Raw genomic sequence first — 24,179 nt, forward strand, 5'->3', positions numbered from 1 at the left:
GCACGTGGACGGCACCCAGGAGATGGCATGGCGACAGGACCGGAAGAGCCGGAAGAGCCGGACGAACCGGAAACCGGGCTCCCGGCCAGCCTGCAAACGGCCTGGGGGCTGCGCGAACGCCCCACCAAGGGCCCGCGGCCCGCGCTCACCCTGGAGCGGATCGTGGACGCCGCGATCCACCTCGCCGCGACCGAGGGCGTCGAGGCCGTCTCCATGGGCCGGGTCGCCAAGCAGCTCGGCTCCTCGACCATGTCCCTCTACCGCTACGTCACCGCCAAGGACGAGCTGTACATCCTGATGGCGGAGGCGGGAGTGGGCACCCCGCCGCCCGCCACCGTCGACCCGGCCGCCGACTGGCGCGGCGCGGTCACGGAATGGGCCTACCAGCAGCGGGCGCGGCTCCAGCAGAACAGCTGGATCCTGCGCATCCCGATCACCGGCCCCCCGGCCACCCCGAACCAGGTCGCCTGGATGGAACGCGGGCTGGTCTCCCTGGCGGACAGCGGTCTGCGCGAGGGGGAGAAACTGTCGACGCTGATGCTGATCGGCGGCCTGGTGCGCAACGAGACCACACTGACGGCCGACATCATGGACGCCATGATCAAGACGGGGATCACGCCCGACCGGATGCTGGCCCGCTACACCAACACCCTGACGCTGCTCACCGACCCCGAACGCCATCCGGCGGTGACCCGGCTCCTCGCCTCCGGAGCCATCGGACAAGCCGACGCGCCGGACGCGGAGTTCGCCTTCGGCCTCGGCCGGATCCTGGACGGCCTGGAGGTCCTGATCGACGGACGGGCCGCCGCAGGCTGACCGCTGCCCGAGCCCGGGCCGGCCGGCCCCGACGCGCCGTGACGGCGGTCCGGGGAAAACGGCCGGGGCCCGTCCCTTTCGGAACGGGCCCCGGAGCGCACGGCGGTGTCCGGATCAGTGGCCGCGCTGGATCTCGAAGTGGTCGATGCGCTGGCCCGTCTCGGCGAGGGCGCTGACCTTGAGCTTCGGGAAGCGGCCGGTCTCCACCTCCACCGCGAGGAACGAGTAGTTGGTGTAGCGCACCCGGGACCACTCGACCGTCTCGGTCGCCTTCGCCCCGCCCTTGACCCAGTGGTAGCTGTCCACGCTGTCGCGGTCCGCGACGTGGCCCTCGTACGAGTCGGGCACCGGGAAGCTGTACAGCGAGCGGCCCGCCGCACCCGCGGTGACGTACACGATGCCGTCCCGGGTCGGGTCGGTGCGCTCGCCGATCGGGACCTTGCGGCCCACCTTGTTGCCCTTGATGGCGTCGGTGCGCTCATACACGTGGTTGTGCCCGTTGATGACCAGGTCCACCTGGTGCTTCTCGAAGAGCGGCACCCACGCCTCGCGCACGCCGCCCTCCGAGGCGTGTGCGCTGGTGGTGGAGAACGCGCAGTGGTGGAAGAACACCACGATGAAGTCGACGTCGCGGTGGTGGCGCAGCTCGGCGAGGCGCCGGTCGAGCCAGGCCGTCTGCTTGCCGCCGCTGATGCCGAAGTTGGCGGTGATCTCGTACGAGACGTCATTGGCGTCGAGCGCGACGACACCGACGTTTCCGTGCACGAAGGAGTAGACGCCGGGCTGGTTCACCGGGTCCGGGCCGTTGTCCGGGAGGGACCAGCGGGCGTTCTGGCCGCCGTAGCCCTGCGGGGAGTACCAGGCCTCCATGTCGTGGTTGCCGGTCGTCACCATCCAGGGCACGGACTTGGCGACCGTCTCCGTCTGGGCCAGGAACTGGTCCCAGGTGCGGGCGTCGTAGGAGTCGCCGGAGGTGCCCGAGCCCGAGGAGTCGGCGTAGCAGATGTCACCCGCGTGCAGGTGGAAGGCCGGGTTCTGGGCCAGCAGCACCGCGTCGTTGCCGAGGGCGTGGTAGCTCACGCCCTGGTCGCCGAAGGCGGTGAAGGTGAAGTTCTCGGCGCGCGCGGGCGCGGTGGTGAAGGTGCCGAGCGTGCCCAGGTTGCGGTGGTCGGCCGGGTCGAACCCGTCGTGGCCGACACCGTAGTAGTACGTCTGGCCGGGGCGCAGCCGGTCCAGGCCCGCGTGCATGTAGAACTGCTCGGCCGCCGCGATCTTGCCGCCGTTCAGGACGGGAGTGCTCAGGTGCCGGACCTCCGCGTCGATCCTCCGGCTCAGCGACCAGGGGCTCGTCCCGACCCGCAGGTACGGCTTCTTCACCGCGAACGGGGTCTGCCAGGACACCCGCATCTGCGTCTTGGGGTCCGCACCGAACTGCAGGTGGCGGCCGAACGGCGCGGCCAGCGAACCGTCGACGCCGCGCCGCTCGGTGGAGGTCACCATGGTGGGGGCCGCGTAGGCGGGCGAGGCCGCGCCGGAGGCCAGGCCGACACCGGCCACCGCCGCGGTGACCGCGCCCGCGCGCAGGGCGCCGCGCCGCGTGAACTTCGAGCGCAGGTAATCGTGCTGCTCGGCCATGCTCATGCGGGCGGCGAGCTTCTCGGGGATGCCGAAGCTGGGAAGGTCCATGGCGCGAACCTCCTCTCCACAGGCGACGCGCGGCTCACCGGAAGGTGAACGGGGGAGGTACAGATTCCCATGTGACGTCCCGGAATCCCGGGTGCCGCACGCGCGCGTCGCCCGGTGGCGGCGGTCAGGCGGGTACGCAGACCTCCTTGCCCTTGAGCGTGCCCTGGCCGACCACCTCGATCAGCGGGTACACGCAGCCGGCGGCCAGGTACGTCCGCCACGTCTCGGTGCCCGTGTCGGTCCCCGGGACCAGCGGACCGTGCACGTTCCTGCTGAAGTTCGCGCCGCCGCCCGTGGTGTTCTGCCAGCCGAGCCGGACGTGGACGGAGTCCCCGGCCCGCTTCCAGTAGCCGACGCCGATGACGCCCTGAGCACCGACCCGTCCGTTGACGTCGATGCACAGCGTGCCGTTGCCGAGGTCCGTGCAGCGCTGGACGTAGGCCTTCACGGAGGTCTTGACGGAGGAGGGCGCGGTCGTGGCCTGTGCGGAGGCCGTCGCGGTCGCCGGCGCCGTCACGAGCAGCGCGCCCGCCGCGATGGTCGTGCAGGCCTTCGCGAGCGTGCGGACGTGTCCGCCGTGGAGAGCGATGGGCATGGCGATTCCCTTTCGTCGCAGGAGTGATCCGAACGATCCGAGTGATCCGAACGATTCGAGCCTGGAACACCCCACGGCCGGCCGTCGATGACGCGGCCGTCTCCTGCCGGGGACGGATCCGGGAAACCCCGGGGAAACCCCTGACGGGCCGCAAGCCCCCTCCGGATTCCTGGTGTTCACCCCTTTCCATGGCCAATGGCCTTGGCGGGCAGGTTTTTGAAGGTCATGGGAGTCTTTGGGGCAACCTTGACGGTCCGCTGGGGCACACATGGGAGACAACTGACCAATTCGTGAGATTCCCGATTACGTTCGCTGCAGAGCGGGTCGCAGAAGCGCCCCGACGAACACTGGAGGTTCCAGGAATGCGACGTACCCTCACCAAGGCCGGAAGTCTCGCGGCGGTCTCCATGGTCGCGCTGGCGCTCGCCGCGCCCGCCGCCCAGGCGGCGCAGCTCGACACCGCGGCCCCCGCGGCCTCGTCGACGGCGTACTTCGAGTTCACCGACGGCAAGAACACCTTCGTCTTCAAGCTCAACGACGCCGCCCGGATCCAGCAGGCGCGCGACATCCTGAGCGGTGTGGACACGGAGAACCGCGGTGTGATGGGTCGGGTCGTCAAGGCCCCCGCCTCGTACAACCAGCCCTGGAAGTACACGCTGGCCCCGGAATCGGTGAAGTTCTTCGGGATGGCCATGGAGGTCTGCGACGCCAGCATCTCCTACGTCAACAACCACCTCAGTGAGGTGGGCGGCGCGCTCCTGCCCGGTTCGACCTGGTGCCCGTGGCAGTCGAAGCTGACGCGTGAGGTCACCGCGCCGTAAGGCACGGCTCCGGGAGCCACCCGCTCCGGGTGCCGACCGCGCCCGACGTCACCCCGGCCGCCGCTTCCCCCCGGCGGCCGGCGGTGCCGGCCGGGCCGCGGGCGGCGCCCGGTCCGCGAAGCGGCCCGTGGCCCGTGGCCCGAAGTAACGTGACTCCTCACCGGTGGCCGCAAGGCGGCGGCCGTGGGACGGGGGAGGTGTGTGCGGTGGTGCGGGAACGCGTGGCCGCGGCCACGGACGGGATGCGCTTCCGGATGCTCGGGCCGATGACCGCGCGCACGGCCGCCGGGGCGTCACTCGACCTGGGCCCGAACCAGCAACGGGCCCTCCTTGCCGTGCTGTTGCTGCGCACCGGCCGGACCGCGACCACGGCGGAGCTGTGCGACGCGCTCTGGGGGGAACGCGTACCGCCGCGCGCCGTCGGAACCCTGCGGACCTACGCGTCCCGGCTGCGTGCCCTCTTCGAACCGGACCGGCCGCCCCGGGCCCCCGCCCGGCTCCTCGTGTACACCTCCGGCGGGTACGCCCTGCGCCTCGCCCGCCCCCTGCTGGACGTCACCGCCTTCGAACGCGGGCTGGCCGAAGCCGCCCGGCTGCGTGCGGCCGGAGCCGTCCGGCAGGCGCACGGCGTCCGCGGCCGGGCCCTCGCCCTCTGGGCGGGCAGCCCGCTGGCGGGTCTGCCCGGCCCGCACGCCGAGGCGCAGCGCGACCGGCTCACCGGGCTGTGGCTGGCCGCCCGGGAGGACCACTTCCACGACGCGCTGGAGCTGGGACCGGACCGCGACACGGCGGCGGTCCCCGCCCTGCGGGCCTTCGCGGCGGAACACCCGCTGCGCGAGCGCGCCCAGGCACTGCTCATGCGCGCCCTGCACCGCGGCGGCCGGTCCGGCGAGGCACTGGCCGTGTACGAGAGTGCCCGCGAGACCCTCGGCCTGGAGCTGGGGGTCACTCCCGGACCGGAACTCGCCGCCCTGCACGGTGCGGTACGGAAGAGCGTGGGGGGCGTCCCCGGCGGCCCGCGCCGCGCCGAGCCGCCGTCGGTGCCGGTCGCTCTGCCCGAGCCGGTTCCTGCACCTGTACCTGCACCCGTACCCGTACCTGTATTTGTGTCCGGGCCGGACCTCGGTGCGGGGATCCCGCCCGACGGCGACGGCCTCGCCCCGGCGCCGCTCTTCGTGGGCCGGGCCGCCGAGTGCGCGCTCCTGGCCCGGCTGTTCTCCGGCGCCGCGACCGGTGTGCCCGTCGCGGTGCTCACCGGTATGCCGGGCGTCGGCAAGACGGCGCTCGCCTCCCGGGTGGCCGGGCAGGTGCGCGCCCTCTTCCCGGACGGGGTGCTGCGGGCCGGCCTCGGCGCCGGACGCGGCGCCGCGCTCGGCGTCCTCCTGCGGGCCCTGGGAACACCGGGCGCGGCGGTGCCGGAAGACGTGGAGGCCAGGGCGGCGCTGTACCGCTCGCTGCTCGCCGGGCGGCGCGTCCTGGTCCTGCTCGACGACGCCCGGGACACCGCGGAGGTGCTCGCGCTGCTGCCCGGGGCGCCGGGGTGCGCGGCGCTGGTGACCGCCGCCTCGCGCGCGATCGTCGTACCGGGAGCGCGGATGATCGACGTACCGGAATGGGACGAGGCCACCGCGCGGGAGTTCCTGGGTGCGGTCTCCGGGGCCCGGCGGGTCCGTCGGGACCCCGCCGGACTGCGTGAACTCCTGGACCGGTGCGCGGGGTTGCCGCTGGCGCTGGAGCTGGCCGCGTCGCCACGGGCGGACGGCCGGGCCGTCGAGGACGGTTTCCGGCGCCGCGCCGAAGGGCTGTCGGAGGCGGCCGTACGGGCCCTGCGGGCGGTGGCGATGTCCACCGCGGTGACCGGGGCCGCGACGGCGCCGGACGGTTTCACCGTCGCCGAAGCGGCCGCGCTGCTCGACGGCCCTGCCCCCGCCCTCCGTTCAGACCTCGCTCCCGGTCCGGAGACCGCCCGCGCGCTGGAGGAACTCGTGGATTCCTGTCTGCTGGCGCCCGGGCCTTCGGGCCGTTACCGACTCCACCCGCTGGTGGGGGAGTTCGCGGTGCGGGAGTTCGGCCCGTGGCCGGGCCCGCCGCATCAGATGTAGCCCTCGCGCAGCGCGTGCGCCACCGCGTGCGCGCGGTTGTTGAGCTGGAGCCGGGTCATCAGGCCGTGCAGGATGTTCTTGACGGTCCGCTCGGAGTAGGCCAGCTTCTCGGAGATCCGGCGGGTGTCCAGCCCCTCGGCGATCAGCCGCAGTACCTCCGTCTCGCGCGGCGCCAGACCGAACCGCGGCGCGCCGCCCGGGCCCGTACGGGCGGCCGCCGTCTCCGAACGCCGCAGCCGGTTCACCTGCCCCAGCACCCGGTCGACCAGGTCCGGCGGCAGTACGCATTCCCCTCGCGCGGTGCGCTGGACGGCCTCGAACAGCCGCTCCTCGGTGGCCTGGTGGCGCCAGACGATCGAGCGCACGCCGTACTCCACCACCGCGAGCAGCTCCGGTTCGCGCAGTTCGCGGGCGACCAGGAGCACGCGCTGGGCGCCGCCCCGCAGCACCTCGCACAGCGCGGCCCCCGACGGTCCGTCGATCCGGTCGATCGTCATCACGGCGACCGAGGCGGCGGGCGCCGGGGGCGCGTCCCGCCCGGGTAACAAGGGCACGATGTCCACGGTCGGCTGGTGCTGCAGATGGCGGACGACTCCGGCCCGGCTGAGCGGATCGGCGGCGTGGATCGTCACGGTGATGCGGTCGGTCAGTACCGGCATGTGTCTTTCCCCTCCCCGTTTCGTGTGGTGCGGGCTCGTGGTCCCGCTGCGCACAGGGTCGCGCAGGCGGATCAACAGCCCGTCGACGAACGATGGGTGACCGTCCATCGGCCGGGCCGCCGCCCGCGCGCACCGTTCCTCCCGTTCCGCGCGCTCTTGGTAGAGTTCCGGCTGGGTGGCACGCGCACGCATATTTTCCCCGTAGAAGCGGGAGTGGGAAGAAGAACAATGAGTGGCACGCGACCCGAACCGTACTTTTCCCTGCTCGGACCCCTTCAGGCGCACTGCGGCGAGGCCCCGCTCGCGCTGGGTCCGCCACAGCAACGCGCCCTGCTCGCCATGCTCCTGTGCCGGCGTGACGCCGTGGTGGGCCTGGACGAGCTGATCGCGGGCCTGTGGGACGGGGAGCCCCCGTCCGCGGCCGTCGGCACGGTCAGGTCGTACGTGTACCGGCTCCGGCGCATCCTGGGCCCCGGCCTCGTGACCCAGGGCCGCGGCTACGCCCTCCACATCGGCCGCGACGCCCTGGACCTGGCCCGCTTCGAGGGCCTCGTGGCCCGGGCGCGGGCGACGGCCGCGGCCGATGACGCGTCGGGGGCGCGGGACCTGCTGGCGCGGGCCCTGGCGATGTGGCGCGGCGCCGCGCTGGCCGGGCTGCCCGGCCCGCAGGCCCGCATCCGGCGCGAGAGCCTGGCCGAACTGCACCTGTCGGTCCTGGTGGAGCGGATCGAACTCGACCTGGCCCTCGGGCGCCACGCCCGGCTCGTCGCCGAACTGACCGGTCTGTGCCTGGAACACCCCCTCAATGACCGGCTGCGCGCCCTGCGGGACACCGCCCTGGAGCGCGGCGGCCGGTTCGGCGAGACACACCAGGCCCCGGTCGTCCCCCAGGCCGCCGTCACCGCTCCCCAACCACCGATCCCCGCGCAACTCCCGTACGTCCCCAGCGATTTCACCGGCCGCGACGAAGAGGTACGGGCCCTGCTCGACCGGCTGGCCCGGACCGCCTCCGACAGGGTGGTGATCGCCGTGGTCGGCGGGATCGGCGGGGTCGGCAAGACCACCCTCGCCGTGCACGCGGCCCAGCGGCTGCGGGAGCACTTCCCGGACGGGCAGTTGTACGCGAACCTGCGCGGCGTACGGGAGGACCCGGCGCGGCCCGACGCCGTGCTCGCCTCCTTCCTGCGCGCGCTCGGCGTGGCGGGCCCGTCCCTCCCCGACGAGCCCGAGGAGCGCGCGGCCCTCTACCGGACCCGGCTCGCGGGCCGGCGGATCCTGCTGGTCCTGGACGACGTGCGCGACGCGGCGCAGATCGCGCCCCTCCTGCCCGGTTCGCCCGGTTGCGCGGTCCTGGTCACCAGCCGCAGCACCCTGCCCGAGGTGCCGGCCGCGCTGCGCGTGCGCCTCGACGTCCTGGCCACCGGGGAGGCGCTGACCCTGCTGGGCCGCATCGTGGGGGAGGAGCGGATCGGCGCCGAACCCGCCGCGGCCGCGGCCCTGGCCGAGCGCTGCGGCGGGCTGCCGCTGGCGCTGCGGATCGCGGGGTCCCGGCTGGCGACGCGGCCCGCCTGGGCGCTCGCGGACTTCGTCCGGCTCCTCGACGGGAGCCGCGACGCACCCCTCTCGCCCGGGCCGTCCGGCCGGGCCGGGGCCGAGGACAGCGTCGAGGCGTGCTTCCGGCTCGGTTACGACCTGCTCGCCCCGGAGGAGGCGCGGCTGTTCCGGCTCCTCGCGCTGCCCCACGCCCACACCGTGCACCTGGCCGCGGCGGCGGCGCTGGCCGGGCTGGAACGGCCGCGGGCGGAGCGGTACTTGGAGCGGCTGACGGCGCTCGGGCTGCTGGAGTCCCCGGCTCCCTCCACCTACCGGTTCCACGATCTGCTCAAAGCGTTCGCCGCCGCGCGGTCCGCGCGGGACGACGCGCCGCCGGAGCGGACGCGCGCCCTGCTGCGGCTGGTCGACCACATCCTGGCCCGCGCCCGGTACGCGTACGCCGTCGAGCGCCCCGGACATCCGGTGGTGGGCCTGCTCACCCCCACGGCCGCGGACGGCGTGCCCGTCGCCGCCCAGGACAGCGGGGGGCACCCGGTGGCGCCGTACATCGAGGCCGTTCTCGCGGTGGCCGTACAGACGCTGGAGGCGAGCCCGTCGGCGGTCGGGCTGATCGCGGACATGGTCCTGGTCCTCGATCCGCCGCTCGACGGCTCGTTCCTGTGGGCCGCGCTGGTGGCCCCGGCCCGCCGCATCCTGCGGGCCGCCGAGGAGCAGGGGGACCCGAGGGCGGCGGGCCGCACCGGATACATGCTGGGGTCGGCCCTCACCCGGCTGGGCAGGCTGGCCGAGGCGCAGACCGCGCTGCGCGACGCCGAGCGGGCGGCGCGGGAGGCGGCCGACGAGGTGGTGCGCACCGACATCCTCACCTGCCTGGCCGTGGTCCGGCAGGCGCGCGCCGACTGGCGCGGGGCCGACGCCCTCTACCGGGAGGCGATCGCCCTCGGGACGGCCTGCGGCAGTACGTGGGGCACGACCAGCGCGCGCTCGAACAGCGTGAGCACCCTGCTGAACCTGCACCTCTTCGAGGAGGCCGCCGAGGCCTGCCGGCTGAGCCTGACGGCCGCCCGCGACACCGCGGACCGGCACGGCGAGGCCCACGCGCTGTACAGCCTGGGGATCGTGGCCCGGCACGCCGGGTGTACGCGGGAGGCGGTCGCCCGGCACCGGGAGAGCGCCGGGCTGGCCGAACGCGGGGGATACCCGGCCCTCGTGGTCATGAACCTGATCTCGGAGACCGCGGCCCGGCTCGCCGCGGACCGGGCCGGGGAGGCCGTGCAGTGCGGTGAGCGGGCGCTGGCGGCGGCCGAGCGGCTGGGCTGGCGGGCCGCGCGGGCGCGGACCCTGCGCCTGCTGGGCACCGCCCTCGCGGTGGCCGGGGACCACGACCGGGCCAGGGACCGGCTGGCGGAGGCGGTGGAGCAGCTCGCGGCGCTGGGCCTGCCCGAAGTGGCCGCGGCCTCCGCGACCCTGACCTCCCTCACGGCCCGGTGACCTGACCCGGTGACACGCACATGGCCCGGTGAAACGTATATGTCGTTCACCGACATATAGTGGCCGCATGAATCCCGGTCCGGCGGCGGTCGACGCGCTCCCGCGTGCCCGGACTTCGGCATGTGACGGAGATGGAGCAGGCATGGCCAGCAAGAAGAACCTCGTCGCCAACCGGGCGTCCCTCGCCCACAAGGTCCGGTACGCCGCGAGCAGCCCGCACCGCATCGCCCCGTACCTGAAGCGGGCCGCCCGCGACCGCTGGCTGGCCTTCAAGCACCCCGACCACGTGAGCTACTACCGGGCCGTGATGGCCTCGGACACCCGGCGCAGCCCCGAGGCGGCCGTGGGGAGCCACACGCACGAACGGTGGCTCGCACTCGGCCGGATGCAGTTCGACTACCTGCTCCGGCACGGCCTCGAACCGGGCGCGCGGATGCTGGACATAGGCTGCGGCAACCTGCGCGCGGGCTGGCGCTTCATCGACCACCTGGAGCCGGGCCACTACTACGGCATCGACATCTCGCCCGACATCCTGATCGCGGCCAAGCGCACCCTGACCGAGCGCGGGCTCCAGGCCAAGGTCCCGCACCTGACCATCACCGGGAACCTGACGCTGGACTTCCTGCCCGACGCCCACTTCGACGTCGTGCACGCGCACAGCGTGTTCTCGCACTCGCCGGTCGAGGTCATCGACGAGTGCCTCGCCCACGTGGGCCGGGTACTGGCGCCCGGCGGGCACTTCGATTTCACCTTCGACCGCACCACCGGCTCCGAACACCAGGTGCTCCGCGAGGACTTCTACTACCGCACCGAGACCCTCGTCGCCCTGGCCGAGCGGCACGGACTGGCGGCCCGCTTCATGGCGGACTGGGAGGAACTGGGCCACGGCCAGTCCAAGATCCGGGTCACCGCGCGCTGAGCGGAGGCGGCCCGGGGCGTCGGCTCAGGTGGGCGTGGCCGTCCCGGAGTTCCGGCTCCGCCACAGCCGTACGGCGAGGGCCGCGCCCGCCAGCAGCAGGAGGGCCGTCGGGATGCTGTCCTGGTCGAGCACTCCGCCGAAGAACCCGGTGATCATGAAGGGCAGCGCCGCGACCACGACCTGAGGGGCGGTGCGCAGCCCGGACAGGGCCGACCGGCCCGCCAGGGCCAGGGCCGCGATGACCGGAACGCCGTAGCGCCAGTGCACGAAGAGCCCGATTCCCTTCGAGTCGAGCAGAGCGAACAGGAAGGCCGCCAGCGGAGCCCACAGGGCCAGGGCCAGCACCCCCGAGGTGCTGCGGATCCGGCGCGCCGGCCGCAGGTCCGGCGGACAGGCCAGGGGCAGGACGGCGGGCACCATCGGCAGCAGCAGGAAGGCCGGGAGCTGCCACGGCACCGGCAGGTCCGCGGGCAGCACGGTCACGAGGACGGAGACGGCGCCGCCGACCAGGCCCGCCAGTGCCCACAGGGCGCCCGAGTGGCGCCCGGACAGGGCCACGACCGCGCCGATCAGGGCCACCAGATGGCCGCCGCCGGTGGCGTAGGTGAGCGGCACGAGGAAATCGGGGTTGTCGCTGATCTGCCAGTCCGAGACCGTCGAGACGAGGTCGAAGGCCGAGTACGAGGCCGTGGCGGCCAGGGCGAAGGGCGACGCGGCGGCGAAGAGCCGCCCGCCCCGCTGGGCGGAGCCCAGCCCCAGGCGCAGCCGCAGCGCGTGCGCCGCGATGTCGCAGGCCTCCTGGAAGCGGGTCCACCGGCCGGCCCCCTCGGTCGCCTCCCGGTACGCCTCGGCCATCTCCTCGCCGAATTCGCGGCGGAACTTCGCCGGATACAGGCGCAGCAGCGGCAGGCTCACGCGGTGGCCTCCCCGGTGATCCCCAGGCGGCGGGTCGCCTCGCGGGCGGTCGCGGCGATCCGCTGGACCTCGGCGCCGAGGCTCTCGCGCCCGGCGGGGGTGAGCGTGTACGTACGGCGCAGGCGGCTGTCCACGATCTCTTCCTCGTGCACCTCGATCAGGCCCTGCCCCAGGAGCCGCTCCAGGGCGCCGTACAGGGTGCCGGTGCGCAGCTTGACCCGCCCGCCCGAGATCGTCTCGACCTCGCGGGCGATCGCGTAGCCGTGCCGGGGCTCGTCCGCGAGCGCGGTCAGGAGGAGGAGGGTGGGTTCCTGCATCGCACGATCACTCATCCCCGCATCGTAAGTCACCCACCGGCATATACCGGCGGGGGAGCGGGCGGGCGGGCCGAACCGCCGGGGCGCCGTCATGGAGGTTCCTACGAGCGCCATAGGGTGAGGGGGCAAAGCGTCAGAGGGGACATTCGGAGTGAGCAGTCGCGGCGGGGCATCAGGGGGCCGGTCGGGCGGCAGCGGTCCGGAGAACGGGGCCGAGGCCGAGTCCGGGCCCGGTCCGGTGGCCGGTTCGGGGTCCGCTTCCGGATCCGGGTCCCGGGGCAGGTCCGCCGCGGGCCGTCGGCGCAAGCGCCGCGCCCCCGGCGGCGCGCTGGCCGGATGGGCCGCCGTCGCGCCCGCCCTCGCCCCGCTCATAGCCCGTGGGCGCCCGCTCATCGCCCGCGCGCGCCCCCTCGCACGGCGCCTGCGCCCCGCCTACCCCCGGCCCGGCCGCACCGACTGGCGCCGCTGGATACCGTCCTGGCGCCAGTGGCTCGGCGCGTTCCTCTACGGGCTCCTCACCGCGGTCGCCTTCGTCGGGATCGCCTACGCCGTCACCGACATACCCGACGACCTCAACTCCTTCGCGAAGCAGCAGGACAACGTCTACTACTGGTCCGACGGCTCCAAAATGGCCCGCACCGGCTGGGTCAGCCGCCAGGAAATGCCGCTCGACAAGGTCCCGAAGCCGGTCCAGGGCGCCATCCTCTCGGCCGAGAACGCGAGCTTCTACTCGGACCCCGGGGTCTCGCCCTCGGGCTTCCTGCGCGCCGTGAAGGCCGCCGTCACCGGCGGCGAAACGCAGGGCGGCTCGACCATCACGCAGCAGTACGTGAAGAACGCCTACCTGAACCAGGACCGCACGGTCTCCCGGAAGTTCACCGAGATCCTCCTCGCGGTGAAGCTGGACCGCGCGAAGAGCAAGCAGCAGATCCTGCAGGACTACCTCAACACCAGCTGGTTCGGCCGCGGCACCTACGGCATCCAGCGCGCCTCCCAGGCGTACTACGGCAAGGACGTCTCCCAGCTCAACGCCAGCGAGGGCGCCTTCCTCGCCTCCCTCCTCAAGGGCGCCGCCCTGTACGACCCGGCCGTCAGCAAGGAGAACCGGGCGCGCGCCGTCGAGCGCTGGAGCTGGACCCTGGACCGGATGGTCACGACCGGCAACCTCTCGGCGGCCGAGCGAGCGAAGTACACGAAGTTCCCCGACCCGCTGGAGCGCTCCGTCGTCAGCGACGCCACCGGGCAGTCCGGCTATCTGGTGGAGCTGGCGAAGGCGTACGCGATCAAATCCGGGCACATCAAGGACTCGGACTTCGACCTCGGCGGCTACCAGATCTACACGACCTTCGACAGGAACCGCACGGACGCGCTGACCGCCGCCGTGCAGAAGACGCAGAAGGCCTTCGACGCCGAACACCGGCCCACCACCGACCAGTACGCGAAGATCGGCGCGGCGAGCGTCGCCCCCGACGGGCGGCTGCTCGCCGTGTACGGCGGACCCGACTACCTCAAGCAGGGCTTCAACGAGTCGAACGCGACGACGATCCCGGTCGGCACCGCCTTCACCCCGTTCGTCTACGCCGCCGCGCTGGACGACGGAGTGATGCGCGACCGCGGCAAGCCCCGCACCAAGGTCTCCCCGACCGCGATGTACGACGGCAACGACCAGGTCACCGTACAGACGCCCGACGGACCCTACTGGGACCGCAGCGGCAAGGTGGTGAAGGGCCACAACGACGGCGGCCGCAGCTGGGGACAGATCCCCCTGAGCAAGGCCGTCGCGGACTCCGTCAACACCCCGATGCTGCAGCTCGGACTCGACGTCGGACTCGACCGGGTGGACGCCCTGGCCCAGCGCGCCGGGCTGCTCGGCCCGAGCCTCGGCCCCCAGGTCCCCCTCTTCGCCCTCGGGGAGAACTCGACCCCCAGCGCGATCCGCATGGCCGGCGCCTACGAGACCTTCGCCGCCGCGGGGATGCACACCGAGCCCTACTCGGTGCGCGCGATCACGCGCAACGGCAGCGCGCTGCCGGTCGTGGCGCCCAAGCCCGCCCGGGCGATGTCGGCCACGGCGGCGGGCGCGGTGACGGACGCCCTGCGCGACGCCGTCACCGACGGATCGGCGAAGGCCGCGAGCAAGGCGTCCCCGGGCGCGGCGGGCAAGACCGGGACGACCGCCGGGAACACCGCGGGCTGGTTCGTGGCCAGCACCGGGCAGGAATCCACGGCGGTCGTCGTCTACCGGATGTCCCTCACCGACCTGATCCCCCTGCCGCTGACCGGCCTTGGCGAGGACGCCCCCGGCACCCCCGGCAGCGACCGGGCGGTCAAGCTGTGGGCGGACTACATCAAGGCGGTGCACTGAGGTACGCCCCCGCGGGCGGGTCAACCCGCCCGCGGGGGCGGTGCGGTCAGCCGCCGACGTGGATGCCGGGGCGGCGGGCGGGGTCGGGCTCGTGCTTGCGGATGATCTCGCGGGTGACGGGTGCGGTGTCGCCGCGGCCGAGGAGGAAGTAGCGGAACATGTGGGTCAGCGGGCTGCCCTCGGCCCACGCGAAGTAGCAGTGCGGCTGGACTCCGGTCGTGTCGCGCAGGGCGAGCAGGATGGCGGCGATCGCGTTGGGCGCGGCGGGCGCCGCGGCGCGCAGGACCCGGTACCCGTCGACCTCGACTCCCCGGACGGTGAGGACTTCGCTGAAGTCGGAGGGGTCGACCACGTCGATTTCCAGGAACATGACGTCGGCGGGGCCGGGCACCGGGTTGTTCCCGCGCTGTTCGCGCTCCTTGTCGGCGTATTCGGGGCCGTCGCCGGTCTGGCGGCGGTTGGCGATGATGTTGATGGCGTTGTCGTACACGATGGTGTCGGTGATGAACTGGCGGGCGGCCGGGTCGAAGACCAGGTGGTCCGCGCGGAGTTCGGTCGTGCGGGAGACCCGGGAGACCAGGGACACCACGACGATGCCGGCGATGAACAGGCCGGATATGGCGATCCCGTCGGGCTTGTCGACGATGTTGGCCACCAGCGCGTAGAGCAGGACCGCGGTGAGCAGGGTGAATCCGACGGTGGCGGCCCGCCGGCGGCGCCGGAAGGAGGAGACGGTGACGGCGAAGGCCCCGGAGACCATCATGGCGAGGATGCCCGTCGCGTAGGCGCCGGCCTGCGCGTTGACGTCCGCGTCGAAGGCGATGGTGATGCCGACGCACAGGACGGTGTAGACGAAGACGACGGGCCGAACGGCGCGTCCCCATTCGGGCGCCATGCCGTAATCGGGCAGGTAACGCGGGACGATGTTGATCAGGCCCGCCATCGCCGACGCACCCGCGAACCAGAGGATCAGGATGGTGCTGATGTCGTAGACGGTGCCGAAGGTCTGTCCGACGTGCTCGTGGGCGAGCCAGGCCAGGGCGCGGCCGTTGGCCGCGCCGCCGGGCTCGAACGCCTCGTGGGGGATGAGGACGGTGGTCACGAAACTCGCGGCCAGCAGGTAGACGCTCATGACGAGGGCGGCGGTGCTCAGCAGCTTGCGCGTGTTGCGGATGCGCTCCCGCAGCCGCTCTTCGGGATCGGCGCCCTCGGCCGCGACGAGCGGCATCATGCTCACCCCCGTCTCGAATCCGGAGAGGCCGAGGACGAGCAGCGGGAACGAGAGCAGGGCGGGACCGAGCAGCCCGCCGAGGCCGCCTCCGCCGTTGAAGAGCGCGTCCGTCCACGCCGACCAGGCGCCCGGCGTGGTGATCACGTCCACCACGCCCACGCCGATGGTCACCGCGTTGAGGAGGAGGAAGACCGCGACCAGGGGGATGGCGACGCTGACCGCCTCGCTGAACCCGAGCAGGAACACCCCGCCGAGCAGCAGGAGCAACGTCACGGTGATGGCCACTTCATGGCCGTGCAGTGCCTGCGGGAAGAAGGGGTTCTCGACCACGTGCACGGAGGCGTCCGCCGCGGACAGGGTGATCGTGATGATCCACGAGGTGGCCACGAAGCCGAGGAGGACCAGGACGAACAACTTGCCCCGCCAGAACGGCAGCAGGTCCTCCAGCATGGCCACCGACCCGGCGCCGTGCGGGCTCTCGTGCGTCACGCGGCGGTACATGGGCAGCATGCCCAGCAGGGTCAGCGCGACGATCACGAGGGTCGCCAGGGGTGACACCGCCCCGGCCGCGAGCGCCGCGATCGCCGGTACGTAGGCCAGGCTGGAGAAGTAGTCCACTCCGGTCAGGCACATCACCTTCCACCAGGCGTGCGACTCGGTGTGCCCCTCGCCGGCCCCCGGCCCGATCGGCTGCACCCGGTGCCGGAGCAGCCACCGCGCCAGGCCGCCGTTCGGCTGCGCCCGCAACGCCGGGCTCTCCATCACTTCTGGCACGGCCAGTTCGTCGCTCGCCTGCTTCATGTCCCCCATCAACCCTTCCCTCGCCGAGTCCACCGGGCCCGGCCGCCACCGCACTCACGGCAACGACCACCGAGTATGCGACCTCGCTTCCGTACCCCTTTGCGGAGGGGGTATGCGCGCCCCCACGTGTCCGTGGCACGGGTCGGCGTGGGATACGATTGACCTCGTACTCGCGGCCGGGATTCCCGGTGGTGGGGCTCGCGTTGGTGGTCCAAGGAAAGGCACCCCACTTCCCGTGGGGGGATGCAGGTGCAAGGCCTGCCCAGCGCTCGATCAAGGCCCCGGTCTCCTCAGGGAGACCGGGGCTTTTCCGTACCCGGTGCGCGGTGGCCTACTTCCAGCTGACCAGCGCGCCCTCGTGCCGTACGCAGCCGCCGTCGGCGACCAGTTCCGGCTTGCCCGAGAACCAGCCGGGGCGCAGCGACAGTTCGACGCCGTGGTCATCGGTCGTCCGGATACCGGGCAGGCCCGCTCCCCGCTCACCCGCGTCCGGGGCGGGGATGTCCCGCACCGTCAGGCCCTTGGCGGACCACGCCTCGCGGAGCGTGGCGACCGCGGTCGCGTATGCGGCGGGGCTCGCGAAGTCGGGGGTCCAGGTGACGCTCGGCTGGTCGCGGCTGACGCCCTCCGCGTCGAGACCGAGGTCGTCCTTGCAAGAGGAGTTGGACATGTCGTGCCGGTCCACCACCGCCGAGGGGTTCAGCCCCAGCTGCCGCGCGGCCTCGTCACCCGCCCGCTGCGTCCGTTCCAGATGCGTGCGGAACTCCGTCTCCGACATGACGTGGCCCTGGACCAGCGCGCAGCCCTGGACGAGTACGGCGACGAGCAGCACCGCGCCGCCCCGGACCAGCACCCTGGCGGGGCGGCGGCGGAGCGGTGCGGGTGCGGTGGGAGAAGGAGTTCGGGTCATGGGCCCATCCCAGCAGGCGCGTCGGCCGCCCGGCAGCGCTCCCGTACTCAGGCGCCGGTGAGTACGGGAGCCCCGGCACCCGCCGTCCGCACGCCACGGCGGGGGCGGCGTACGCTCCGCCCTCGACCCAGGTCCCCGATAATGGTGTCCGCAGACGATCTCCCCGAGAGGAAGGTTCCATGACCGACAAGACGGGCGAACGCCGCCCGGCCGGTGAGCTGGAGGCCAGCGTCCTGGCGGCCCTGTGGGCCGCGCGCGGGCCCCGGTCCGCGGCGCAGGTCAGGGACGCGATACCCCAGGACCTGGCCCGGACCACGGTCGCGACGCTGCTGGCCCGGCTGCAGGAGAAGGGCGTCATAGACCGCAGGCCCGGCGGGCGGGGCTTCCTGTACTTCCCGGTGGAGGACGCGCACGGGCTCACCGCGCGCCGGATGCACCGCGAACTCGACCAGGACGGCGACCGCGGCGTGGTCCTGGCCCGCTTCGTCGAAGGCCTCAGCTCCGACGACGAGGCGGAGCTGAGGCGGCTGCTGGAGGGCGGCGGGCAGTGATCGGGCTGCTGATCGTCCCCCTGCTGCTGCCCTGGCTGCTGCCGCCGCTCGCCCGGCGCACGGCCGCCCGGGTGCGGCCCGAGGCCGCCCTGTGGACGATCACCGCCGCCACCCTGGCCCTCGCCGTCGGCGTCGTGGCCTGCCTCGGTGCGCTGCTGCTGCCACTGGCCCTGTCGATCGGGCCCCTGGCCGCCCTCGCGCACCTCATCCAGCCGCTGCGGGCCGGTCCCGCGTTCCTGACGCTGGGCGTCTCCGCGCTGTCCGCCGGGACCGTCGCGGTCATCGCCGCCACCGTGGCCCGGCGCGGCCTGTCCGAGGCCAGGCGCCTGCGCTCCGCCCACGGCGACGTCGCCCACCTGCCGGCCGTCGGCGGGCTGTGCGTGCTGCGCGACTCCCGCCCGGACGCCTACGCCCTGCCCGGCGGTCCGCGGGGCAGGGGCCGGATCGTGGTGACCACCGGCATGCTGCGCTCGCTGGAGCCGCGCGAACGCGAAGCCCTGCTGGCCCATGAACGCGCGCACCTCGCCGCGCGCCACCACCTCTTCCTCGCCGCCGCCCAGCTCGCCGGATGGTGCCACCCGGCACTGGCCGCCGCCGTCCCGCAGGTCTCGTACGCCGCCGAGCGCGCGGCCGACGAGTCCGCCGCCCGGGCCACCGGCAGCCGGACGCTGACCGCGCACGCGGTGGGGCGGGCGGCACTGGCCGTCACCCGCGGCGGCGAGCGGCCCGGGGGATCCGTGCTCGCGGCGGGTGCGGTCACCGGTCCGGTCCCGGCCCGGGTACGGGCCCTGCTCACCCAGGAGCCCGCCCGGCGCGTAGCCCCCGCCCTGCTGGCCATGGCCCTGCTGTGCGCCGCGGCCGGGGCCTCCTCGGTGGCCGGGGCGGTCTGGCTGCACCACGGTGTCGAGATCGCCCAGGGCGAGGCCTCAGCCGCCTGACGGCCGCCCGCCTCGTGCCCGGCCGTCAGGCGGTCAGGACGCCGGTTCCGAGGAGGCCCAGGAGCAGGACGCCCACGGCGATGCGGTAGACGACGAAGGCGTTGAAGGAATGCTTCGCGACGAACTTGAGGAGCCAGGCGATCGAGGCGTAGGCGACGACGAAGGAGACCAGGGTGCCGACGATCAGGGGGAGGGGGTCCACACCGGCGCCGATGGCGTCCTTGAGCTCGTACAGACCCGCGCCGGTCAGGGCGGGGATGCCGAGGAAGAACGACAGGCGCGTCGCGGCGACGCGTTCGAGGTCGAGGATGAGGCCGGTGGACATGGTGGCGCCGGAGCGGGAGAAACCGGGGAAGAGCAGGGCGAGGATCTGGGAGCAGCCCACGAGCATGGCGTCCTTGAGGGTGGTGTCCTGCTCGCCGCGCCGGTGGCGGCCCATCTGGTCGGCGGCCCACATGAGGCCGCTGCCGACGATCAGGGAGCCGGCCACGATCCACAGCGAGGCCAGCGTGCTCTCGATGAGCGGCTTGGCCGCGAGTCCCACGACCACGATGGGTATGGTCGCGTAGATGACCCACCAGGCGAATTTGTAGTCGTGGTGGTGGCGCTCCTCGCGGTTGGCCAGACCGCGTCCCCACGCGGCCATGATCCGCACGATGTCCTTGAAGAAGTACACGAGGACCGCGGCGATGGCGCCGACCTGGATGACGGCGGTGAAGGCGACGACGGACTTGTCGTCCACCGGAATGCCCATCAGGCCTTCAGTGATCTTCAGATGGCCCGTGGAGGAAACGGGCAGGAATTCGGTGACCCCTTCGACGATGCCGAGGATCACGGCCTGTCCGATACCGATGGCGCTCAATTGGTCCGTCCCTGACGTGGGTTCGATCGGGTGGCCCCGCACTCGTCTACATGAATGTAGACGTCGAGTACGACTCTAGAGGATGGGTGCGGCGGGGCCAACCTCGGGCCGGGTGGAGGTGTTTGCCCTGGACGGTCCGCTCCGGGGTGCCCCCGCCGACGTTGCCTTCGATGTCATTCATTGCAACGCTCCGTTGCATTCAGCCTTCGCGTCATTGCATCAATTTACCGTCTCCTGCCTGGGGAAACGGCTTTATGTTGATTGACGACTTCATGAACGCAACGTAGCTTTCGGCATTGTTCAAACATGTGATGTCGCGAGAAGAGGAACGGTCATGAGTGAATCCCTCCACACCGTCACGGCACTGCCGACGGAGCGTCGGTCCGGCTGCCCCTTCGACCCGCCGGCCGGACTGACCGAGGCCCAGGGGCACGGCCCCCTGAGCGCCTTCACGCACCCCGGTGGCAGGCCCGGCTGGCTGATCACCGGATACGACCTGGTCCGGTCGGTCCTGGCCGACCCGCGGTTCAGCTCGCGCAAGGACCTGCTGAACGTGGTCGACTTCGAACTCCCGCCGGCGCCGCCCGGCGAGTTCCTCCTCATGGACGAGCCGCAGCACGGGCGCTACCGGAAACCGCTGGTGGGCAAGTTCACCGCCCGGCGGATGCGGCTGCTCACCGAGCGCATCGAGCAGATCACCAACGACTGCCTCGACGCCATGGAGCGGTCCGGGCCGCGGGCGGACCTGGTGACCGCGTTCGCCAAGCCCATCCCCACCATCGTCATCTGTGAGCTGCTGGGGGTCCCCTACGAGGACCGGGACTCCTTCCAGGAGCAGATCGACAAGTTCATGAACGGGGAGACGGGCGACGAGGACCTGCTGGCGGCCTACACCGCGACCCAGGAGTACCTCGCCGGGCTGGTGGCCGCGAAGCGCGCGCACCCCACCGACGACGTGCTCAGCGAACTCACCGACAGCGACCTGAGCGACGAGGAGCTGCAGGGGATCAGCCTGATCCTGCTGGCGGCCGGTTTCGACACCACCGCGAACATGCTGGCCCTCGGGGTCTTCGCGTTGCTCCAGAACCCGGAGCAACTGGCCGCGCTGAGGGCGGACCCCGCGCTCATCGACCAGGCGGTGGAGGAACTGCTGCGGTACCTGAGCGTGGCCAAGTCCTTCATGCGGACCGCGCTGGTGGACGTCGAGCTGGGCGGTCAGACGATCAAGGCGGGGACGACGGTCGTCCTGTCGTACAACACCGCCAACCGCGACCCCGAGCGCTACGCCGACCCCCACGCGCTCGACCTCCGGCGGGATTCCGGCGGCCACCTCGCCTTCGGCCACGGCATCCACCTGTGCCTGGGCCAGCAGCTGGCCCGCATCGAGATGCGGGTCGCGCTCTCCGCGCTGCTGGCCCGCTTCCCCGCGCTGCGCCTGGCCGTACCGGCCGAAGAGGTCGCCGTGCGCCCGGAGAGCGCGGACATCCACGGGGTGAAGAGCCTCCCGGTCACCTGGGCCTAGCTGGCCCCCGCAAGGGCCGCGTCGAGCATCCGGCGGGCGGTCGCGGTCAGTTCGGCCGGATCCGGGGCCGGCCGCGAGCGGGCGAGGGCCCCGGCCAGCCGGTCGAAGAGCAGCCCGTCCATCCACGCCGCCAGGAGCCCGGCGGCCTCCTCGGGCCGGTCCGCGCCGAGCCCGGCCAGGATCACGGCGGCCCGGCCGCGCGCGCCCTGCCCCGCCCGATGGAGCTCCGGCTCCAGCTCGGGATTGCGTGCCGCTTCCAGGCTGAGTTCGAAGCGGGCCAGCTGGCGCGCGCGCCCCACCGTCAGCCACTGGTGGAGCAGCCCCGCCAGGAGCACCGCGGCCGCCTCCCGGTCCGGGGGCGCCGCGGCGGGGGCGCCGCCGACGTCGAGGTCGCCGAGGTCGAGCTCCGCGAGCCGCTGGTAACAGGCGCCGATCAGGGCGGTCCTCGTGCGGAAGTAGTACGAGGTGCTGCCCGCGGGCAGCTCTGCCGCGCCGTCGACGGCGCGGTGGGTCAGGCCGCGCAGCCCGGCGGCGGCCACGAGGCCGATCGCCGTGTCCGCGATCAGCGTGCGCCGGTCCGGAGCGGACGGAGGAGACGTAAGAGAGGAGGCAGGGGTGGACATGACGCCACTCTACAGCTGTAGAGTGACGCCCGTCGTCTCCTCTACGGCTGTAGAGGACTGGTCGGGGTGGGAAGGGCGTGGTGTGACATGTCGGAGACTCGGCTTCGTGCGGTGGTGGCCGGAGCGGGGATCGGCGGGCTCACGGCGGCCGTGGCCCTGCACCGCCGCGGCTGGCGGGTGACCGTCTGCGAACGGGCGCCCGGGCCGACCGCCGTGGGCGCCGCGATCGTCCTCGCCCCCAACGCCCTGCGCGCCCTCGGCTCCATCGGCTTCGACATCACCCGGTCCGCGGGAAGCGCCGCACCCGCCGCCCTCGGCCTGCGCCGCCCCGACGGCCGGTGGCTGAAGCGCGCCGACACCGCCGCGATGACGGCCCGGTACGGCTCGCCCCCGCTCGCCGTGCACCGCGCGGACCTGGCCGAGGCGCTGGCGGGCGCGCTCCCCGAGGGCGCGGTCCGCTACGCCGCCGAGGTCACCGACGTGAGCGACGCCGACCAGGCGGTGGTGGTCCGTACCGCGTCGGGCGAACTCGCCGCCGACCTCGTCATCGCCGCCGACGGGATCCGCAGCCCGCTGCGCGGACGGTACTTCCCCGCCCACCCGGGCCTGCGCCACACCGGCCAGACGGCCTGGCGCGCCGTCCTGCCCGCGGACGGTCCGGCCCCGGCGGAGGCGGCCGAGACCTGGGGCCGCGGCGAACGCTTCGGCGTCGTCCCGCTCGCCGACGGCCGGGTCTACGTCTACGCGACCGCCGTGGTTCCCGACGGGTGCCGCTCCGCAGACCCCGCAGACCCCGCGGACCTCCGCGCCGAACTCCTGCGCCGGTTCGGCGCGTGGCACGACCCGATCCCGGCGCTGCTGGGGCGGCTCGATCCGGCGGCCGTGCTGCGGCACGACCTCCACGACCTGGCCGCCCCGCTTCCCCGGTACCACCGGGGCCGCCTCGTCTGGCTGGGCGACGCCGCCCACGCGATGACCCCCGACCTCGGCCAGGGCGGCTGCCAGGCCATCGAGGACGCCGTGGTCCTGGCCGGTCTCCTGGGTGACGCCGGGGCGGCCGCCGTACCGGCCGCGCTGGCCGCCTACACCGAGGCCCGTTGGGCCCGTACCGACACCCTGCGGATCCGGTCCCGCCGGGCGGGCCGGATCGGCGCCCTCACCCACCCCCTCGCGGTGGCCGCCCGGGACCTCGCCGTCCGGGCGACCCCGGCCCGCGCCGCGCGGCGCGCGATGGACGACCTCTTCGGCCGGGCTACTTGATCACGTTCTGCCAGTCCGGGGCCTGCGCGGGGTCGAGCAGGCGGAGTTGGGCCAGCACCTTCGGGTCCTGGGCGTCGAGCCAGTCGGCCAGCTCCCGGAAGGAGACGCACCGCACTTCCTGGCGCGGGCAGACGTCCTTCATGACGTCCTCGACGGCCTTCATGTAGATGCCGCCGTTCCAGTCCTCGAAGTGGTTGCCGATGTACATCGGGGCCCGGCTGCCGTTGTAGACGCGGTTGAAGCCGTTCATGTACGACATCCGGGTCTGTTCGAGCCAGGCCGCGTACTTGGTGGGGTCGCCCTTGGTGCTGTCACCGGACTGGTTGTAGAGGAAATTGAAGTCCATGGAGAGGACTTGTACCTCTTTGTTCTGCAACGGCACGAGTTGCAGCGGAAAGTTCCATATATCGTTCATTTTGGACGGCCAGAGCTGGAAGTCCCCCGCGGAACTGGCGTCGTAGCGCCAGCCGTACGGCTTGATCGCCTCCAGCAGGTTCTTCTGGCCCTCCAGGCAGGGGGCGCGGCCGCCGACCAGTTCCCGGTCCGGGTCGAAGGGCAGCGGCGCCGTGTTCGTGAACCCCGTGTTCGTCTTCCAGTCCTTGATGAACGAGTACGTCTGGTCTATCTCGCTCTTCCACTCGGCGGGGCTCCAGTCCCCGCCCCCCTTGGGCCCGCAGAAGTGGCCGTTGAAGTGCGAGCCGATCTCGTCCCCGTCGCCCCAGGCGCCGCGCAGCTGCTCCAGCGTGCTCTTCACGTGCGGGACGGTCGGGTAGGAGATGGCCGCCGAGCCCGGGCTGTGCTGCGGCGGGCTGTACAGCATCTTCTTGCTCTCCGGCAGCAGGTAGATGCCCGTGAGGAAGAAGGTCATGTGCGCCTTGCTCTCCTGGGCCACCTGCCGGAAGTGGGAGAAGAGGTGGTCGTCGCCCTCCAGGGCGCCGTCCCAGGAGAACACCACGAACTGCGGCGGCTTCTCGCCCGGTTTCAGCCGCTCGGGCTTGAGCTGGCCGGGCTGCGGTCCGGTGTAGGAGGTGGAGCCGTCGCCCAGTACCTTGACCTTGCCGTCCCAGTTCTTGTCCTGCTCGCGGTCCGCGGCGGACTTGCCGTTCTTCTGGCCGGCCGAGAGCGCGGCGGCCGCCGACTTCTCGTCCCCGCCCGACGCCGGGGCGCCGCCGAGGGTGAAGGCGTAGGTGGTGGCGGCGGCCGCGACGAGGGCGACCGCGGCGGAGCCGATCCCCATGCGC

Annotated in this window: 20 protein-coding genes; 10 read left to right on the plus strand and 10 right to left on the minus strand. The window is 73.0% G+C overall.

The window, feature by feature from the left end:
* Nucleotides 1-27 precede the first annotated feature (27 nt).
* Entirely contained in the window at nucleotides 28-816 is a 789-nt protein-coding gene (locus OHS33_RS33480) for a TetR/AcrR family transcriptional regulator (RefSeq protein ID WP_330334169.1), read from the plus strand.
* A 114-nt stretch (nucleotides 817-930) separates the two neighbouring features.
* Here the strand turns inward: OHS33_RS33480 and OHS33_RS33485 are convergent, their stop codons facing one another.
* Together OHS33_RS33485 and OHS33_RS33490 are read right to left on the minus strand one after the other, a co-directional pair.
* Complete coding sequence (locus tag OHS33_RS33485; protein WP_330334170.1) at nucleotides 931-2,502, minus strand: purple acid phosphatase family protein; 1,572 nt, start codon at nucleotides 2,500-2,502, stop codon at nucleotides 931-933.
* 124 nt (nucleotides 2,503-2,626) lie between these two features.
* Nucleotides 2,627-3,097 carry a hypothetical protein gene (locus tag OHS33_RS33490; RefSeq protein ID WP_330334171.1) on the minus strand — a complete coding sequence of 157 codons (471 nt, stop codon included), beginning with the start codon at nucleotides 3,095-3,097 and terminating at the stop codon, nucleotides 2,627-2,629.
* A 362-nt stretch (nucleotides 3,098-3,459) separates the two neighbouring features.
* On the opposite strand from OHS33_RS33490, the gene OHS33_RS33495 reads away from it, so the two are divergent.
* Both OHS33_RS33495 and OHS33_RS33500 read left to right on the plus strand, forming a co-directional pair.
* Nucleotides 3,460-3,918, plus strand: coding sequence for a BP74-related protein (locus tag OHS33_RS33495; protein WP_330334172.1), 459 nt, complete (start codon nucleotides 3,460-3,462; stop codon nucleotides 3,916-3,918).
* A 206-nt stretch (nucleotides 3,919-4,124) separates the two neighbouring features.
* Nucleotides 4,125-6,020: an AfsR/SARP family transcriptional regulator gene (locus OHS33_RS33500; RefSeq protein WP_330334173.1), complete on the plus strand. Its 1,896-nt coding sequence runs from the start codon at nucleotides 4,125-4,127 to the stop codon at nucleotides 6,018-6,020.
* On the opposite strand, the gene OHS33_RS33505 is transcribed toward OHS33_RS33500, so the two are convergent.
* Complete coding sequence (locus OHS33_RS33505) at nucleotides 6,011-6,679, minus strand: helix-turn-helix transcriptional regulator (RefSeq protein WP_330334174.1); 669 nt, start codon at nucleotides 6,677-6,679, stop codon at nucleotides 6,011-6,013. The genes OHS33_RS33500 and OHS33_RS33505 overlap by 10 nt on opposite strands.
* A 228-nt stretch (nucleotides 6,680-6,907) precedes the next feature.
* On the opposite strand from OHS33_RS33505, the gene OHS33_RS33510 reads away from it, so the two are divergent.
* Entirely contained in the window at nucleotides 6,908-9,724 is a 2,817-nt protein-coding gene (locus OHS33_RS33510; RefSeq protein ID WP_330334175.1) for an AfsR/SARP family transcriptional regulator, read from the plus strand.
* A 142-nt stretch (nucleotides 9,725-9,866) separates the two neighbouring features.
* Nucleotides 9,867-10,643 (plus strand): class I SAM-dependent methyltransferase, encoded by a 777-nt coding sequence (locus tag OHS33_RS33515; protein ID WP_330334176.1) that lies wholly within the window; start codon nucleotides 9,867-9,869, stop codon nucleotides 10,641-10,643.
* A 24-nt stretch (nucleotides 10,644-10,667) separates the two neighbouring features.
* On the opposite strand, the gene OHS33_RS33520 is transcribed toward OHS33_RS33515, so the two are convergent.
* Entirely contained in the window at nucleotides 10,668-11,558 is an 891-nt protein-coding gene (locus OHS33_RS33520) for a hypothetical protein (RefSeq protein ID WP_330334177.1), read from the minus strand.
* On the minus strand, nucleotides 11,555-11,890 hold the full coding sequence (locus tag OHS33_RS33525) for a PadR family transcriptional regulator (protein WP_330334178.1): 336 nt from the start codon (nucleotides 11,888-11,890) through the stop codon (nucleotides 11,555-11,557). Before OHS33_RS33525 ends, OHS33_RS33520 begins: the two co-directional genes overlap by 4 nt.
* A 136-nt stretch (nucleotides 11,891-12,026) precedes the next feature.
* Between OHS33_RS33525 and OHS33_RS33530 the strand changes: the two genes are divergently transcribed.
* The gene (locus OHS33_RS33530) at nucleotides 12,027-14,240 is read left to right on the plus strand and encodes a transglycosylase domain-containing protein (RefSeq protein ID WP_443065380.1); all 2,214 of its coding nucleotides are present in this window, start codon (nucleotides 12,027-12,029) and stop codon (nucleotides 14,238-14,240) included.
* A 46-nt stretch (nucleotides 14,241-14,286) separates the two neighbouring features.
* Here the strand turns inward: OHS33_RS33530 and OHS33_RS33535 are convergent, their stop codons facing one another.
* Nucleotides 14,287-16,281 carry an amino acid transporter gene (locus OHS33_RS33535; protein ID WP_330334179.1) on the minus strand — a complete coding sequence of 665 codons (1,995 nt, stop codon included), beginning with the start codon at nucleotides 16,279-16,281 and terminating at the stop codon, nucleotides 14,287-14,289.
* A gap of 322 nt (nucleotides 16,282-16,603) precedes the next feature.
* Nucleotides 16,604-17,182, minus strand: coding sequence for a hypothetical protein (locus OHS33_RS33540; RefSeq protein WP_330334180.1), 579 nt, complete (start codon nucleotides 17,180-17,182; stop codon nucleotides 16,604-16,606).
* Between the two features lie 179 nt (nucleotides 17,183-17,361).
* Here OHS33_RS33540 and OHS33_RS33545 point away from each other — a divergent pair, with 179 nt between their 5' ends.
* Together OHS33_RS33545 and OHS33_RS33550 are read left to right on the plus strand one after the other, a co-directional pair.
* Nucleotides 17,362-17,733 (plus strand): BlaI/MecI/CopY family transcriptional regulator, encoded by a 372-nt coding sequence (locus OHS33_RS33545; protein ID WP_330334181.1) that lies wholly within the window; start codon nucleotides 17,362-17,364, stop codon nucleotides 17,731-17,733.
* Complete coding sequence (locus tag OHS33_RS33550; protein WP_330334182.1) at nucleotides 17,730-18,671, plus strand: M56 family metallopeptidase; 942 nt, start codon at nucleotides 17,730-17,732, stop codon at nucleotides 18,669-18,671. The genes OHS33_RS33545 and OHS33_RS33550 overlap by 4 nt, the downstream gene beginning before the upstream one ends.
* A 25-nt stretch (nucleotides 18,672-18,696) precedes the next feature.
* Here OHS33_RS33550 and OHS33_RS33555 read toward each other — a convergent pair whose 3' ends face one another.
* Nucleotides 18,697-19,533, minus strand: coding sequence for an undecaprenyl-diphosphate phosphatase (locus OHS33_RS33555; RefSeq protein ID WP_330334183.1), 837 nt, complete (start codon nucleotides 19,531-19,533; stop codon nucleotides 18,697-18,699).
* Nucleotides 19,534-19,867: 334 nt separating this feature from the next.
* Here OHS33_RS33555 and OHS33_RS33560 point away from each other — a divergent pair, with 334 nt between their 5' ends.
* A complete protein-coding gene (locus OHS33_RS33560; protein WP_330334184.1) occupies nucleotides 19,868-21,055 on the plus strand; it encodes a cytochrome P450 in 1,188 nt (395 codons plus the stop codon).
* Here OHS33_RS33560 and OHS33_RS33565 read toward each other — a convergent pair.
* On the minus strand, nucleotides 21,052-21,678 hold the full coding sequence (locus OHS33_RS33565) for a TetR/AcrR family transcriptional regulator (protein WP_330334185.1): 627 nt from the start codon (nucleotides 21,676-21,678) through the stop codon (nucleotides 21,052-21,054). The two genes, OHS33_RS33560 and OHS33_RS33565, sit on opposite strands and share 4 nt — an antisense overlap.
* Before the next feature lie 87 nt (nucleotides 21,679-21,765).
* Between OHS33_RS33565 and OHS33_RS33570 the strand changes: the two genes are divergently transcribed.
* Nucleotides 21,766-22,938 (plus strand): FAD-dependent monooxygenase, encoded by a 1,173-nt coding sequence (locus OHS33_RS33570; protein ID WP_330334186.1) that lies wholly within the window; start codon nucleotides 21,766-21,768, stop codon nucleotides 22,936-22,938.
* Here OHS33_RS33570 and OHS33_RS33575 read toward each other — a convergent pair.
* Complete coding sequence (locus OHS33_RS33575) at nucleotides 22,931-24,175, minus strand: hypothetical protein (protein WP_330335306.1); 1,245 nt, start codon at nucleotides 24,173-24,175, stop codon at nucleotides 22,931-22,933. The genes OHS33_RS33570 and OHS33_RS33575 overlap by 8 nt on opposite strands.
* Between the last annotated feature and the right edge of the window lie 4 nt (nucleotides 24,176-24,179).

The organism is Streptomyces sp. NBC_00536 (assembly GCF_036346295.1).
GTDB lineage: Bacteria > Actinomycetota > Actinomycetes > Streptomycetales > Streptomycetaceae > Streptomyces.

Excerpts from the sequence above, each read along its gene's own strand:
- OHS33_RS33480 (WP_330334169.1), top strand. The coding sequence starts at position 28 with ATGGCGACAGGACCGGAAGAGCCGGAAGAGCCGGACGAACCGGAAACC.
- OHS33_RS33485 (WP_330334170.1), bottom strand. The coding sequence starts at position 2,502 with ATGGACCTTCCCAGCTTCGGCATCCCCGAGAAGCTCGCCGCCCGCATG.
- OHS33_RS33490 (WP_330334171.1), bottom strand. The coding sequence starts at position 3,097 with ATGCCCATCGCTCTCCACGGCGGACACGTCCGCACGCTCGCGAAGGCC.
- OHS33_RS33495 (WP_330334172.1), top strand. The coding sequence starts at position 3,460 with ATGCGACGTACCCTCACCAAGGCCGGAAGTCTCGCGGCGGTCTCCATG.
- OHS33_RS33505 (WP_330334174.1), bottom strand. The coding sequence starts at position 6,679 with ATGCCGGTACTGACCGACCGCATCACCGTGACGATCCACGCCGCCGAT.
- OHS33_RS33510 (WP_330334175.1), top strand. The coding sequence starts at position 6,908 with ATGAGTGGCACGCGACCCGAACCGTACTTTTCCCTGCTCGGACCCCTT.
- OHS33_RS33515 (WP_330334176.1), top strand. The coding sequence starts at position 9,867 with ATGGCCAGCAAGAAGAACCTCGTCGCCAACCGGGCGTCCCTCGCCCAC.
- OHS33_RS33525 (WP_330334178.1), bottom strand. The coding sequence starts at position 11,890 with ATGAGTGATCGTGCGATGCAGGAACCCACCCTCCTCCTCCTGACCGCG.
- OHS33_RS33535 (WP_330334179.1), bottom strand. The coding sequence starts at position 16,281 with ATGGGGGACATGAAGCAGGCGAGCGACGAACTGGCCGTGCCAGAAGTG.
- OHS33_RS33540 (WP_330334180.1), bottom strand. The coding sequence starts at position 17,182 with ATGACCCGAACTCCTTCTCCCACCGCACCCGCACCGCTCCGCCGCCGC.
- OHS33_RS33545 (WP_330334181.1), top strand. The coding sequence starts at position 17,362 with ATGACCGACAAGACGGGCGAACGCCGCCCGGCCGGTGAGCTGGAGGCC.
- OHS33_RS33560 (WP_330334184.1), top strand. The coding sequence starts at position 19,868 with ATGAGTGAATCCCTCCACACCGTCACGGCACTGCCGACGGAGCGTCGG.
- OHS33_RS33565 (WP_330334185.1), bottom strand. The coding sequence starts at position 21,678 with ATGTCCACCCCTGCCTCCTCTCTTACGTCTCCTCCGTCCGCTCCGGAC.
- OHS33_RS33570 (WP_330334186.1), top strand. The coding sequence starts at position 21,766 with ATGTCGGAGACTCGGCTTCGTGCGGTGGTGGCCGGAGCGGGGATCGGC.
- OHS33_RS33575 (WP_330335306.1), bottom strand. The coding sequence starts at position 24,175 with ATGGGGATCGGCTCCGCCGCGGTCGCCCTCGTCGCGGCCGCCGCCACC.